The sequence below is a fragment of the Photorhabdus sp. P32 genome (assembly GCF_038085095.1).
Taxonomy (GTDB): domain Bacteria; phylum Pseudomonadota; class Gammaproteobacteria; order Enterobacterales; family Enterobacteriaceae; genus Photorhabdus; species Photorhabdus luminescens.
The window spans coordinates 17,553-32,800 of sequence record NZ_JAZGJN010000263.1 but is presented as its reverse complement, the minus strand read 5'-3'; the positions used below and the strand labels follow the sequence as shown (position 1 = coordinate 32,800).

General features: G+C 46.9%; 8 protein-coding genes. All 8 read left to right on the top strand.

Features of this window, described 5'->3' with window-relative positions:
- Positions 1 to 138 precede the first annotated feature (138 nt).
- Positions 139 to 5,628 (top strand): Ig-like domain-containing protein, encoded by a 5,490-nt coding sequence (locus V2H77_RS12110; RefSeq protein ID WP_341498984.1) that lies wholly within the window; start codon positions 139 to 141, stop codon positions 5,626 to 5,628.
- Between the two features lie 67 nt (positions 5,629 to 5,695).
- The gene (locus tag V2H77_RS12105) at positions 5,696 to 6,475 is read left to right on the top strand and encodes a DsbC family protein (RefSeq protein ID WP_341498983.1); all 780 of its coding nucleotides are present in this window, start codon (positions 5,696 to 5,698) and stop codon (positions 6,473 to 6,475) included.
- Entirely contained in the window at positions 6,472 to 8,916 is a 2,445-nt protein-coding gene (gene traC, locus V2H77_RS12100) for a type IV secretion system protein TraC (protein WP_341498982.1), read from the top strand. The genes V2H77_RS12105 and traC overlap by 4 nt, the downstream gene beginning before the upstream one ends.
- Before the next feature lie 14 nt (positions 8,917 to 8,930).
- On the top strand, positions 8,931 to 9,248 hold the full coding sequence (locus V2H77_RS12095) for a hypothetical protein (protein ID WP_341498981.1): 318 nt from the start codon (positions 8,931 to 8,933) through the stop codon (positions 9,246 to 9,248).
- On the top strand, positions 9,245 to 9,760 hold the full coding sequence (locus V2H77_RS12090; protein WP_341498980.1) for a S26 family signal peptidase: 516 nt from the start codon (positions 9,245 to 9,247) through the stop codon (positions 9,758 to 9,760). Before V2H77_RS12095 ends, V2H77_RS12090 begins: the two co-directional genes overlap by 4 nt.
- On the top strand, positions 9,723 to 10,955 hold the full coding sequence (locus tag V2H77_RS12085) for a TrbC family F-type conjugative pilus assembly protein (protein WP_341498979.1): 1,233 nt from the start codon (positions 9,723 to 9,725) through the stop codon (positions 10,953 to 10,955). Before V2H77_RS12090 ends, V2H77_RS12085 begins: the two co-directional genes overlap by 38 nt.
- 84 nt (positions 10,956 to 11,039) lie before the next feature.
- The gene (locus V2H77_RS12080; protein ID WP_341498978.1) at positions 11,040 to 12,047 is read left to right on the top strand and encodes a TraU family protein; all 1,008 of its coding nucleotides are present in this window, start codon (positions 11,040 to 11,042) and stop codon (positions 12,045 to 12,047) included.
- Between the two features lie 327 nt (positions 12,048 to 12,374).
- Entirely contained in the window at positions 12,375 to 15,233 is a 2,859-nt protein-coding gene (gene traN / locus V2H77_RS12075) for a conjugal transfer mating pair stabilization protein TraN (RefSeq protein ID WP_445935483.1), read from the top strand.
- The last annotated feature ends 15 nt before the right edge of the window (positions 15,234 to 15,248 follow it).

The following is a 15,248-nucleotide window of genomic DNA, read 5'->3' as shown; positions in this document are numbered from 1 at the left end:
AGAAATATTCTGACCAAACAACCTTCAAGGTACTTTCTGTTTTGCTCAAAAAGGGCGCCTACACAGCTCATGCTTTTTGAGTCCCTCTAGTAACCTCCAACATTGGGTTCTTGTAACTCGATATGAATGGAGAATGAGATGATTAAGCTAAGGCATAGATTTCTGGCTTTGTTTGGCACTTTGGTGGCTATGACCGCTGGAGTAGCTCATGCAGAACTGCTGGAATACTCGTTTAAGGCTCCAGATGGTACGCAAAGGTCTCTGTCTCTGAACACCACCTATGCCAACCCGACAGGCAATATCAAATTTGCCTTGAGTGCGGGAATCGACCGTAAGGTACGAATCTCAGTTCTCAAGCTGGATGGTACCGTGGTTTCAACAGCGACTAGTCACCTTCTTGGGGCAACAGACCGCATCACTGTGGGAGACAAGTCTTACTACGGCGCTGAATTGCAACTCCCTGCACCTGATGAAGGAACCTATAAACTCAAGGCTGAGATTTTAGCCGCTGATAGTTCCTCGGTACAGACCGATCAATATGACTGGATAGTTGATACCACTGCGCCAACGCTGGGTTCTTGGACAGTCTCGGATACTAATTACGGCCAGACAACATCAGGAGACCTCTGGAAATTAGGTACTGGAGGCTCGGAAGAAAACGCCTTTATCCTTTCCGACATTAAAGACGCCTCCCCGATAAAACAGGTCAAATATCTGCTCTATCGTCAAGATGGTTCTCTTTTCCAAGAAAAAGATAATATTGGTTACGATGAAACGAACAAACAAGTCAGAGTGCGTTATGACTTTGGATTTTTCCCTAATTCAAACCTGGATGAAGTGTTTAAAACCAAGTTCGTTATTACTGACGAAGCTGGCAACGTATTTTCAACTCCGTTGCAGAGCATGATGTTCGACAATATTACCAATGCGCCGCCAGAACCATTCGGGGTTTTTGACCCTGATTCTAATCATAATCTTGGACATGGTTTATCTGGATTTGTTCCGTATAAAAGTGGGATGACTGTCAAAACTAACCCAATTAAGTTGGCTTGGCGGGTAGAACGTAACAACTGGCACGAATACCACGAAGGCGGTATCAAGATGTTTAACTCTCTCGGAGAGATGAGTAAGGTTAGCGAAGACAGCCAATACGTGTATCTCGTGACAACATCACCTTATGGTCACATAGACGGGAACTATTGGCGTTGGGTCAACTTCGGTCAATGGGGTGGAGGAGAAATTAGCTACAACTTGACACTTTCCCCCTCGGCGCCGCAAAGCCCAAAGTTGCTGGGTGTGGATTACAACTATAGCGATATTGGGTGGTCATCTATGTATCGCTATTGGGTCAAGAATTCAATTCTGCCAGTGTCAGTAAACGAAATTCGAGTGAAAGTTGAGCCTCGCCAGTATGTTCAAACAGCCGTACACCGCGGAAGCTGCGAAATACCCATTGGGCAGGACAATTGTATTATTTCCAATAGCTTCACTATGGAAAAAGGTACCACGGGTTATATCCATGATAATGTGACAGTGTACAACCCAGAAAAATCCTTGATGTCTAATCCAATGTGGGCAGAAGTGAACTGGAACGATCAACACTATCCACAATTAACTCAAAGCTACGATGCAGCGAATAAGATTTTTACACTGTTCGTTACACAAGCTGGTCGAGGTTCGTACTTTGACCGTCTACATTTGAAGGAAGCCTGGATAGAGGACAGCAAGGGTAACAAATTGTCTCCTACGGGTGGACTCATTGCGAACAACTGGGAAAATTATACCTATCAATGGGATCTAAAAACCCTGCCAGAAGGACAGTTTAACTTGGTTGCTGCGGCAGAAGAGATGCACGGACCTTTAACAAAACAACCGATGTTTCAAATCACATCTGACCGCACTGCGCCAATAATGACCATCAGCATTTCTGATGGTTCCAGCATACGGACGTTGGACGATGTTATCGTCACTCTCTCAGATGCTATTGACCCTTCCCCTAAACTGACCTCTATTTCTCTTGTGGGCGGGCCAGCGACAGATAAGGTTCAATTGTCGTGGCGTGAGGAGTCGAAAGGTCGTTTCCGCTTAGAATATCCTGTGATGTTCCCATCCTTGAAAACCGGTGAATCCTATACTCTTACCGTAAAGGGTCAGGATGCACAAGGAAACATTGTTCAGAAGGGAGTGGGATTCGAGTACAAACCACGCCAAGTTACGCTGGCTGATGGTATGGACGGCAAGCTGATGATTCCTGCTGTAACGCATGAATTTACTCATGCTGACGGTAGCCGAATCATCGAAACCAAACCACTAATGTTGAATGATAACTCAGTAGTTAAAGGGGTCTATGATGTCTTTGCCACTTTGCGTTCCGATGCCAAGGTACCATTGATAGTGAACGGCGTCCGAATTGAACCGGGGCAAACTATGAGCATTATGAGCCAGCACAATTTTAGCTCATCAGGCGGCAAGCTCAGCATCCCAGTTAAACCAGCTATTCCAGATGTCGTTGGCACCTCCAGCTTACTAGTCACAACAGCAGCGCCTAACGCTCCGATCTTAGTGCTCGACATCCACACTTGGAAGGCATTTGCGAAACTGACTGCCGAGAGCTGGGAGATACAGCAGATCATTGACCCAGTGAAAATCTTCGCTTTACCAGAGACAGGGGTGTCCTGCCGATTCACTTCCAAGGAAGAAGAAGCTCGCCGGGCAGATCCGATCCGTGACCCAGTGTGTTTACTGCAATGGGACAGAACTCCCGATGAGTCAGAACAAAGCACCCAAGAAACCGACGGGCTTAAGCTGGCAGGATTAATCGGACAAGCCGTCAGCCTAGGGGAACAGCCTGTCGAGTACAGCCTTTATCTCTTCAGTGGAGATGGCAGCAAGGTCAAAGTGGGAGGCGGTAGTCGTAATCTTGTGGTCAAAACGGCTTACGGTACTATCGGTTACACACCAGGGAGTGAAATCGCACAGGTCAATCGAGTCATCGAGAGCTTCGATGTGCGGTTTACCCAGAATTTGGGCACAGTTTGCTCACTGACACTCAATGCAGATCAAGCCAAGCGTGATGCGTCCACTAAATATGCTGGCAGTCTGAGCCGTATTTGTCTATTCGAGTGGCTGACTATCCCGGATGGTTTGACGCAGGATCAAAACACCACCATCCCGGGGCTTTCGGGCACTCTAACTGAAAAAGGTACACATACCCTAGGTTGGCGTATTAGTGCTTACAGTAAAAATGGCACCCGCATCACCCTGAATGATCAAACCTTTGATATTGAAGCTATTGACCCGTCAGCACCCACTATCGAGCTTTCTTCGAAGTACAACTTCAAGGACAATATCTACATGGTGCCGATGTTTGGGGATTATCTGGGAGATGCGGCAATTAGCTCAGAACGAGCTGATCTGGATATTGCGATTACCCGGAACGATGACACTCTTGAGTCAGAGACTTTCTCACCGGGACGAGGGGGCAACACCACGGTGTACCGCCGTATCAATACAGACCAACGAGGTCTCTGGGAAGAAACCATCTACCGGATTAAGGCAGCCTATAACAAAGTACCTGACGTAAAAACTGAGGCGGTGTACCGGACAATTTCAACTCCGCCGTACAGCATCGCGCCAATAGTCGAAGTTCAGGGGGATACCGCTATCGACACTCAGCCCCTACCAGTAAAAGTACTGATCCGTGATCAATACAAGCCGACTGGAGCCTATGATGCTAGCACAATGGGGACTTGGAAGGTCCGTTTGATCCGACAGATGGCTTATGACCAAGTAGAGACATTGACTGACTATGTGGAGAGTTCGTCGGGCGAGGCGAACTTCAATGTGGACTTGTCCAAGGTAAATGCGCCCTCGATACGTATCGTCGCAGAAGCAGTCCTGAACACACCAATAGAGGGATACTCTCGCGTTGTACAGTCCACTCGCCCTTCGTTCCTGACGGTACTGAGAGGGGGAACTATTGCCGCCAAGGTAGTAGCGCGTCGTCTTTCTGGTGAAACGCCATTCAAAGCCGTTTTCACGCTGGAACTAGCCGACCGCCAAGATTATCGCGCAACTGGTAATGTAGTGTGGGATGTAAGTAAAGATGATGGTAAGACTTGGCAAAGCTTTACTCCAGAGGAGCGCTATAAGTACCAATTGGTACAAACCTTCGAGAAGGGAAAATATAAGGTTCGAGCCAAGGTGATCAACCGTAACTCCGGAGCTGAAGCTTACACTGAAATAGTAGATGTGATTGCTTACGATAAGCCGAAATTGGTAATCACAGGGCCACAAACGCTATTTGTAGGGAGTGAGGGAAAATTCACTACAAAAACGATGGTTAATGATCAGGAGGTAAGTAGCTCTGATGTCGTGATCGAATGGTCCACCGATGATGGCAAAACCTATGAGCAACAAGGACCATCCATCAGCCTGAGCCGTGATACCGATACCCGAGTCAAGCTATGGGTTCGAGTCAGAGCAAAGGAGGCTCCGGCAGATGATGATTATGCTTACCGAGTCGCCAAGACAGCGGTGGAGTTCAGGGCCGTAAAGCCTCCACGTCCGTATGTATCGGGACCGAGCGTGATTGAGACTGGAAAAACGTATACTTTCAAGGCGGATACCAGCCTGCCCTACAAGGGGATGGATGTACAGGTCAAAGGATTTTTTACGTTGCCGAATGGAAAGAAAGTAGAGGGAGATACTGCCCAATACACACCGAGCGAAGAGGATTTAGCGAAGGAAAAGATAGCAATAACCTATACGGCTTGGATTGAAGGGTTCAGGAATAAAGGGGCAGAGGCTTCACACACAATTCACTCCAAGCTCTGGCAGTACGTATGGCCTAAATTTGGGATGCAGGTGAGGAAGACCGCAGATGTAGCGCCTGCGACAATCACAATCAATGCCAGGCCAATAGGGTTCTCTGGGAAGCTGGAAGAACCGGTGTATGAATGGGAGTTACCGAAAGATGCGGTGGTCGAAGACCAGAAACAATCGCCAGTACGGTCATTCACCCTTAAGGAGGCCGGTGAGTACAACATCAAACTCAAAATCCGTGATGCTCGTGGTAATGAGTCGGTACTCGAGGAATCTGTAAAACTAGGTGAAGCTGAGAAATATGTAATCGATTTACAGTATTCCGGTTCCAACCCGAATAACCGTGAACCGCTGGATGTACTACTACGTCCCTACATCTCTGGAGGACACCCAAGAGACAAGATTCTCACACGGCAGTTTATCGTAGATGGGAAACCATTGGAAAGTACAAGCTTTTATGGCCGCACAACACTGACTGCCGGTGAGCACAAGATCCAGCTCAAGGTGATGTCAGAGATGGGGCATGAAGTAGAGGGACTCCTGATTCTAAAAGTGGCAAAGAACCAGCTCCCAACCTGCGCTATTCGTTCCCGTGAAACCATTGGATCATGGATTGTCTATGCTGAGTGTGAAGACAAAGATGGCCGAATAAAGAGCTATGAGTGGACAGTAGGAGGAGAGAAGCAAGCAATAACCGCAGATCGCCTCACCATTAGCAAACGGAAAAGTTCAATAATGCCCAAAATCACTCTAATTGGTATTGACGATTCTGGTGGTAAATCTGAAGTTGTCACTCTAAATTGAAGTTAATTGACATAACAAAGCCCGATTTTAAACGGGCTTTTTCTGTTTCTCTCTAGAGTTGTCCAAATTGGGCTATTACAGAGGCGAGTCTGTTTCTCCCCCTCAGATACACTGCCCAACATCCAGTAATCCAACTGAAGAGATAGACATGCGGACAAAAATACTTGGAGCATTAGTGGTGTTGGGGGGGCTTACATCATCTGCTCATGCCTTGGAGATTACGGACACTAGGGCGGCTAAGATAGAAGACATTGTGAAGCTACCGATCAAAGGAGTTCAGGCAGTTGAGAGCGATGGGCAAATCCTATTCCTGTCAGAGAACGGGCGATTTGTCATCACAGGACAAATTTACGATCTCTGGAGCAAAAAACCGCTAAATACCATGTCTCAGATGCGAGATGTAGCAGAGAGAATTCATTTTAAAAGCATGGGAATGGATGTTGACACGTTGAACACCGTTTCAATGGGGCATGGTTCCAAGGAAGTTGTCGTATTTGTCGATCCTCGTTGTGCCATTTGTCACAAGCTGATGAGCGATGCGAAGTCTCTGGTGGACGATTACACCTTTAAGTTCATTGTGATACCAGCGCTTGGAGCTGAATCAAACCGTCTTGCCAAATCTCTTTACTGTGCCAAAGACAAGAGCCATGCGCTTAACGCTTTAATGAATAATACTCTGGGTTCCCTGCCGCCAAAAACTTCTTGTGACCCCGGACAGTATGACCAAACTCTGTTGATCAGCCACTTTATTGGGATTGAAGGAGTTCCATTTGTCGTGGCTCCAGATGGCCGGGTGAGTAAAGGACGACCTAATAACCTGAAATCATGGCTGGAAGGTGCTGAATGATAGTAACCGTCAAAAAAAAGATGGCTGATACATTAATCCCAGAGCACTTCAGGGCTGCTGGGATTATTCCCGTGTTGGCCTACTGTGAAGACGAACACGTTTTTCTTATGGATGATCATAGCATTGGCTTTGGTTTTATGTGTGAGCCTCTATGCAGTGCAGATGAGAAGATCCAAGAACGTGTGAACGGATTCTTGAACCAAGAGTTTCCTTCTAAAACGACTCTCCAGTTTGTTTTATTTCGATCCCCTGACATTAATCAGGAGATGTTCCGAATGATAGGGCTGCGGGATGGTTTCCGCCACAACTTGTTGACTTCTGTCATCAAGGAACGAATTAACTTTTTGCAGCAACACACAACAGATCGGCTTTATGCCAAGACCAATAAGGGCGTCTACGATAATGGACTGATTCAGGATCTTAAGCTGTTTGTGACTTGCAAAGTACCGATCAAAGGCAACACCCCCACTGACAACGAACTACAGCAACTGATCCTGCTTAGGACAAAGGTTGAATCGTCTCTCCAGACGGTTGGTTTGCGTCCGCGTACTATGACTGCGGTGAACTATATCCGGATCATGAATACCATGATTAATTGGGGGTCTGAAACTTCTTGGCGCAATGACTCGATTGATTGGGAGATGGATAAGCCAATCTGCGAACAAATATTTGACTATAGCACCGATCTTGAGGTCAGCAAGGATAGCATTCGTCTTGGTGATTACCATGTCAAAGTGATGTCGGCCAAAAAACTACCTGATGTGTTCTATTTCGGAGATGCGCTTACCTATGCCGGGGATCTCAGTGGCGGGAATTCGAGTATTAAAGAGAACTACATGGTCGTCACTAATGTGTTCTTCCCTGAGGCCGAGAACACCAAGAATATTCTCGAACGTAAACGCCAATTCACAGTGAACCAAGCATACGGCCCAATGCTAAAATTCGTGCCAGTGCTGGCAGACAAGAAAGAGAGCTTCGATACACTTTATGAATCCATGAAAGAAGGCGCTAAGCCTATCAAAATCACTTATTCAGTAGTGATTTTCGCGCCGACTAAAGAGCGAGCGGAATCCGCTGCAATGGCCGCCCGGAACATCTGGCGAGAGTCTCGCTTCGAGCTTATGGAAGACAAGTTCATTGTACTTCCGATGCTCCTGAACTGCCTGCCATTCTGTACTGACCGTGATGCTGTTCGCGATCTCTTCCGCTACAAAACCATGACCACGGAACAAGCCACTGTTCTACTGCCCATCTTCGGGGAATGGAAGGGAACAGGAACCTATCATGCGGCCCTTATTTCTCGCAATGGACAACTCATGAGTTTGTCCCTTCACGACAGTAATACCAACAAAAACCTAGTGATCGCTGCGGAATCCGGTTCCGGTAAATCTTTCCTGACTAACGAGTTGATTTTTTCCTATCTGTCCGAAGGCGCCCAAGTTTGGGTTATTGATGCTGGAAAATCCTACCAAAAACTCGCGGAGATGCTCAAAGGTGATTTCGTCCACTTCGAGGAAGGGACAGATGTGTGCCTTAACCCATTTGAGTTGATTGAGAACTACGAAGATGAAGAAGACGCCATCGTCAGCTTAGTCGGTACAATGGCGTCAGCTAAAGGTCTACTGGATGAATGGCAGATTTCGGCTCTCAAACAAGTTCTTTCTCGTTTGTGGGAAAGGAAAGGCAAAGAGATGAAGGTCGATGACATTGCTAAATGCTGCCTGGAAAGTGAAGACCAGCGCCTCAAAGACATTGGTATGCAGCTCTACGCCTTCACATCGCAAGGCAATTACGGGAAATATTTCGCATGGAAGAACAACGTCAGCTTCCAGAACCAGTTCACAGTTCTGGAACTCGATGAATTGCAAGGGCGCAAACACCTCCGTCAAGTTGTCCTTCTCCAACTCATCTACCAAATTCAGCAAGAAGTCTTCTTAGGTGAGCGTAACCGAAAGAAAGTCGTCATAGTGGATGAAGCTTGGGACTTACTCAAAGAGGGAGAAGTTTCGGTGTTCATGGAGCATGCTTACCGTAAGTTCCGTAAATACGGGGGTTCAGTTGTGATTGCAACCCAATCAATCAACGATCTCTACGAGAATGCCGTTGGCCGTGCCATCGCGGAAAACTCAGCCAGTATGTACTTGCTTGGTCAGACCGAGGAGACCGTAGAGTCTGTGAAACGCAGTGGTCGCCTGACGCTCTCCGAAGGTGGATTCCATACCCTAAAAACTGTTCACACCATCCAAGGTGTATATTCAGAAATCTTCATTAAATCAAAGAGCGGCATGGGTGTTGGCCGTTTGATCGTAGGTGATTTCCAGAAGCTATTGTATTCAACCGATCCGGTTGATGTGAACGCCATCGACCAGTTTGTGAAACAAGGCATGAGCATCCCACAAGCGATCAAGGCCGTGATGCAAAGCCGTCAACAGGCCGTTTAACCAAGGAAACTGCAATGAATATCAAAGCAATCTTTATCACTGCTGTTCTGGGCGTTGTCAGTGGCTTCGGCGGCTCTTACTTTGTTATGAAGGAACAGATGGTCAGTATTCAAAACAGGCTCAATCAATCCCCGCCAGTAGTCGTGGTTGATTTTGCCAAAGTCGCGTTATCCTACCCAGCGGGAGCCTCTCAGGAAGAGATCGAAAAGCTGATGGTGAAAACCAATAATGCCATCTTAAAGCTTAAGGAAGCTGGCTACTTGGTACTGGATGCCAGTGTCGTTATTGGCGCGCCGAGTGATGTATACCTTCCTGAGGAGGCGTTTAAGTGAAGTTCTTGGTAAAAAAAGAACCCTGGAAACGCTTTGGGGTCAAAGTAGGGGTAACTCTGTTGGCGCTGTGGGTAGCCGGTATTGCATTTGCAAGCCGCTACCGGATTGGTATTGACTCGCAGCAGGAAAAATGCTTGCCAGGTTACACCTTCTTCCTTATTGATCTGAAAGATCAGAATCTAGAACGCGGCGCTGTGTATGCATTCTCTGCGAAAAACATGCAACCGTTCTACAAGGATGGTACACGCATGGTCAAAATCCTGACCGGGATGCCCGGCGATACTGTGGTAATCAATGATAAATGGAAAATCACAGTGAATGGGAACCAAGTCGGAGAAGGTTTACAGCTCGCAAGGAAATTATATCTGCCTGAAAGCCACTTCTACGGGAAGACCATTCTGGATAAAGGTAATTACTGGTTCATGGGTAAAAGCCCTTTCAGCTTTGACTCTCGTTATTGGGGGATTGTGAAAGATGACCAAATCATTGGCCGCGCATACCCTATTTTCTAAACTTGTCGCTGCATTGGTGCTAATGGCTGGGGTTGCATCTGCTGAACAATCCCCGATCACTATCGAAGATAAAGCCCTTATCGGGCAAGGAAGACAAATTGTGGAGAAGGCAGGGAAGCAAGAGAACCCTGCGTGGTTGCAGAACCCACACATAGATGCTGCTCAAGCTGAAGTTGCAGAATTTTTTAAACAGCTCCAGTCAACCAATCCGACATTGAAGGAAATGAGACTTAAGCAAGCCGAAAAGAGTATTTACACCGACCACAAAATCTTAGTATTCGCCTCGCTCTCTCTCGGAGATCAGGGACTAGATGATGTGTTATCTGCAATATCGGGTAATCCTGATGCCGTTGTTGTCTTTCGGGGCATTCCCGAGGGAATGAACCTGGGACAAGGAGTGAAAGTTATCCAGACACTAGCTGCAAAAAAAAATCCGGTACCAAACATTATCATCAATCCGACACTGTTTAAAACGTACAACATAACATCAGTACCAACAATAGTGATGCTAAACGATGAACCGCAGCTTGAGGACCCACCGAAGGCGATAGCTAAGGTTTCTGGGCTGTCCGATCCGACATGGCTTAGCCAAGAGGTAAAGAACGGCGAGAAAAAGGACTTCGGAGTCAAGGGACCTATCGAGGACATTAGTGAGCCAGATTTGATCGAAGTGGCGAAAAAACGTCTTGCCAACATCAATTGGGAAGAGAAGAAAAAACAAGCTATTGAGAGATTCTGGATCAAGCAGAATTTCAACGAACTTCCATCGGCCAAAAAATCCAGAACCCGCGAGATTACTCCGAGCATCATGATCACCAGTGACATCTCAGCACCGGATGGAACACTGATCGCGAAACAAGGGGCGATTATTAATCCATTGGATACTCGCCCATTTACTCAGGCAGTTGTTGTTTTTGACCCTCTGGATAAAAAGCAGATGAAAGTGCTAAACAATGCTCTGCTAACGATAAAACAAGAGCCAGGCATTCATCGAATCATCTACATTGCAACTCAGTTTGATAAAGGTAAGGGATGGGATTCATACAAGGAAGTAACTGACCTCTTTGATGCGCCAGTTTACCTTTTGACGCCAGATATTATCTCTAGGTTTGAGCTGGAGTTCACCCCGAGCATCATCACGGCCAGAAATAAGAAATTCGTCATCAGAGAATTCGCAGAGGAAAGTGATGAGTGACTCTAACCAATAAAAAATGTTGGCGCCTGCAATCTTGTGGTTGCGCAAATTGAACGAACATTTGAATGCTGTAAAGGTCTTACCATGATAGCAAAATCTCTACGCTTACTGGCCGCAAGCGCGGCTCTATGGGTCGGATCGGCATTAGCTGATCCTGGTTGCCAGAATGCAGAAGTGATTGGCGGGAAGTTAATTACCGACATTTGTTGGAGCTGTATCTTCCCGATAAAGGTAGCTGGAGTCCCCATCAGCGGCTCCGGTGGTTCATTCCCGAGCGAAGCGGTATCCAACCCACTCTGTATGTGTGAGGACAACCTTGGCGTACCTCGGCCAGGAGTGACGACTTCCATGTGGGAGCCAGCTCGTCTTGTTGAGTTTCAGCGAGTACCTGGCTGCTCATCCGTATTGAATGGTGTGCGTTTCCCGTTCGATCGCACCAATCAGGGACATCACGGTGAAGGTGATATGGATGGTGGAGACGGCTCTTTCATGCACTATCACTACTACGCTTTCCCGCTCCTAGTGATGCTCGATCTCTTCATCAAGCAGACCTGCAATGCTGACGGTTATATGGATCTGGATGTCATGTACATGTCAGAGCTAGACCCTACATGGAACAACGACGAGCTGGCATTTTTTACCAACCCGGAAGCCGCAGCAGTAGCCAATCCTATCGCAGCGGCAGCATGTACTGCTGACGCGGTTTCTTCGACTGCCGGCAAACCCCTCAAGCAACTTTTTTGGTGTGCGGGATCATGGGGAATGCTTTATCCATTTAGTGGCAACCAAAACGGAGGAAAAGGCGTTCTTCGTGATAGCAGTCTGCTAAGTACCAGGGTTCTTGCTGCTTTACATCGTCGTGGTTTGGCATGGAAAACAATGGGTTCTGAGGCTATGTGCCGCGGAATAATTAGCCCGACTTTGCCAAAGACCCAATATAAGTTCACTTTGCTCCACCCAGTTCCAGAAACTAATTCGTCACACGTTATTGGTGAGTCAATTCTAACTTGGGGGTTAGCAAGAACAATCCCTGCCATCGGTCAAGATCCGATCTATACAATCTGGCGCTGGAATGACTGCTGCAATCACTGATGGCAACCTGAGACTAGTTATATAAGATTCCATATTATAGCCATTGATTTTTAATGGCTTTTTTTGTGGAGTTTATTATTTGGGCAAATCTTAATTTAGCAGACATCATTTGTTGCTCAAGCTGCGGCAACTCGTGCCCTATCTCTTCGATCTTGACTCTGTCTTCGCTTTGAAAGGCTGATAGCTTCTCTTGCAATGTTGAATAACGTTCATCAACAGCGTTTATCGCTTATTCAACTCCGTCATCCTCTAGAAAGGGGCTTACCGTGATTACGTGCGAATCCAACAACAGTTGTTTTTGAATGTGCCCAAAAAGGGCCGCTCCACATGCGAGTAGTCTCCAACTTCTTAGATAGCATGGGAAGGTTGAAGCCGGAGGACAAGATGCGAAGTCATACATATTTCATGAGAATCATGGCCTCGCTGCTGACAGTGACGATGTCGGTGCTACCGATACATTCTTATGCTAACGGCGGCCAGGACCAAGATATGACATTGGTAGGGAAAGAGGCTCAGAATTTTGGACATAGCCTATCCAGCTCTTTCAAGCCGAATGCTGGTACTGCTCAAAATGGTACGATCTCCTTACCAATCCTGAAAGATGGTCAGTTTCAGATGAATGGTGGAAACCAGATCAGTGTTAATGATCTATTTCCAGGAACCAGCAACAGTAACAATAATCCAGATAGCGATTACTTCCCTGATGCCAATAAACCAGACATAGATAGTCTACAAGGGATCTACGACTCCGGTGATAATATGGACAAGGTTGGAAACAACGCCAAAGATTCGTTGTGGACAGATGCGAATCGTCCAAACCCTTCCATTTCCGGCGCTGCATACAAAGTACTTCTTGATGCCGCCAACCGGTCGCGACCTGATTTTTCCAATGATCCAGTACTAAACCTCAGTAAGAAAACCTATGAGAATATGGATCTGATTGCTGAGGGGTTTGGAGATTGTTCTATCAAGACAGTGATAAACAAAAACACGATCAACACCCATATCCCTGAATACGAACGTTGCCAGCGTGTCGTAGACCAAAGCGCAGACTGTGAGGTCGTCCATGACTACGACGCGTCTGTGGTTAAGCACTATGATGGTCCTTATAACTTGAAATCCTGCGGTGAAGGTTGTGCTGAGCTGTGGATTGGCCGTGTAGGTGATAACTATTGGTCAGGGCATTGTGCAATATATGAAGAATTTACTCGCTTACAAGTCTCTAATCCTGATGCTATTACCAGTGCTGTGTTGGAATATGCAAAATGGGATGATTACATGCAAGTCTGGGTCGGTAAGTCTGGGCAGGAGCAAAAAGTATGGCAGGGACCAAATAATAACTTCCCTCCAGAGACGGCTGGCGCATGTGAGTTAAGCACAAGCTGGGAAGTGAATCCGAACACCGATGTTACAAACAACTTTAAAAATGTAAAACCTGGGGATGTCATATCTTTCAAGATTCGTGTCTCTGTGACTGGAGGCGGAGAGGGTTATGGCCGGATTCGGATTCATTATGACCCAGCAAAGGCAATAACCAAGGATGAATGGTCCCCGCAAAGCTGTGTGAATTCGGCCAAAGGGGTCATTGACGGGTTTGCTAACGGCGAAATCGCCTGCGTTGATGACCCAACCGACGCGACAGGTTGTACCGTTATCAACGGTATCAAGATTTGTGAATCTCAGCTCAAGCCATCGCCTTTACCGAACATTTCCAAACTCTGCAAGAAAGCCAGAATAAAAGCAGACTACGATTTTTATAAAGGCCAGATGGAATGTTGGACTGATCCCCAGGGAGAGGTTCAATGCCCGGTAAACAATGGGGGGAATCTGAATAGCTGTACACAGTACGAGAGCAACCCTCAATGTGGTTTCATCAGCTCTAAGTGCGTTGATGGCGCTCAGGGGACATCTGGAACCTGTTATGTCCACGAAGATACTTATGACTGTGGTACTGATGTGCTTGTACCAACCTTGGAAAAAGAGACAGAGTATCAGTGTGGGGGACCTATCCGCTGCATGGGAGATGATTGTCTTGATGTGACAAAGACGCAGAGCACAGACTTTGCGCGCGCCACAGCACTGCTCAACGCTGCTCAGTTCATGACGCAAGATATGAAATGTACGGGAATGGATGGCAACACCAATCCCAAGGGAGACGAAAACGTCATTTGTTCAGCTTTTGCTGGAGAGGTCGGTGAATGCAAGATCGCAGTTGGGGGCGTATCTGATTGCTGCGAGAAGCCGTCTAACATCTCGTTGGCAGATTACCTAAACTTGATCATGGCAGTGCCTAAACTTGATGGCGCAGTGATGGGGCTGACCGACGGCAATGCCCTTAAAGGCGCTTACCAAGTACTGCGCGAGCCGGTACTTCAAGGTTGGACAGAATTGACAAAACCTTTCACTAGCTACATTGAGAATATGTCTGGGGCCGTCAAGTCATTCTTCCAACCAGTGGAACAATTTGTTGACCAATTCATCGAGCAACTTAAAGAGCAGGTCAAGAAGGTAATGATGGATGTGTTCAAGTCAGCAGGGCAGGACGCGGCCACAGAAAAGGCGGCAACCGCGGCATCAGAAAAAGCGGCGGAAGCTATGATGAATACAGCGATGACTTGGTTGAGTACCGCTATGACAATCTATACGATTTACGTCGTAACAATGGTCATGATCCAGATAATTTGGAAGTGCGAAGAGGAAGAGTTCACGATGAACGCCAAAAGAGCACTTAAGAACTGCTCGTATGTTGGTTCGTACTGCAAATCCAAAGTGTTAAGCGCTTGTATTGAGAAACGCGAAACCTATTGCTGCTTTAACTCACCATTGTCTCGTATTATCCAAGAACAAGTTCGTCCTCAACTTGGCGTGAACTTCGGTGATGCAAAGAACCCTCAATGTGGAGGCATCCCTATGGACAAAATCGCTGAGATTGACTGGAGAAAGGTTAACCTAGATGAATGGCTGGGAATCCTTCAACAGAACGGTAAATTTCCAGAACCCAACTTAATCAACTTGGATACCATAACTGGAACAGGTAACGATTTCAACATTGACGGTACACGTAAGAATGCCCAAGAGAGGGTGCTGGAGCGTCTAAAAGGTATTGATGTCGATGCGAAACGTCGTGAAGGAACGAACGGCATTGACCCTCAAACTGGCTCACCCATAAGTGGCAAAGGGAGATAAAAAAGGGCCTTTCGG

What these genes read in the sequence shown, in the direction of transcription:
- V2H77_RS12110 (WP_341498984.1), top strand. Translation starts at nt 139, where the DNA reads ATGATTAAGCTAAGGCATAGATTTCTGGCTTTGTTTGGCACTTTGGTG.
- traC (WP_341498982.1), top strand. Translation starts at nt 6,472, where the DNA reads ATGATAGTAACCGTCAAAAAAAAGATGGCTGATACATTAATCCCAGAG.
- V2H77_RS12095 (WP_341498981.1), top strand. Translation starts at nt 8,931, where the DNA reads ATGAATATCAAAGCAATCTTTATCACTGCTGTTCTGGGCGTTGTCAGT.
- V2H77_RS12085 (WP_341498979.1), top strand. Translation starts at nt 9,723, where the DNA reads ATGACCAAATCATTGGCCGCGCATACCCTATTTTCTAAACTTGTCGCT.
- V2H77_RS12080 (WP_341498978.1), top strand. Translation starts at nt 11,040, where the DNA reads ATGATAGCAAAATCTCTACGCTTACTGGCCGCAAGCGCGGCTCTATGG.
- traN (WP_445935483.1), top strand. Translation starts at nt 12,375, where the DNA reads ATGCGAGTAGTCTCCAACTTCTTAGATAGCATGGGAAGGTTGAAGCCG.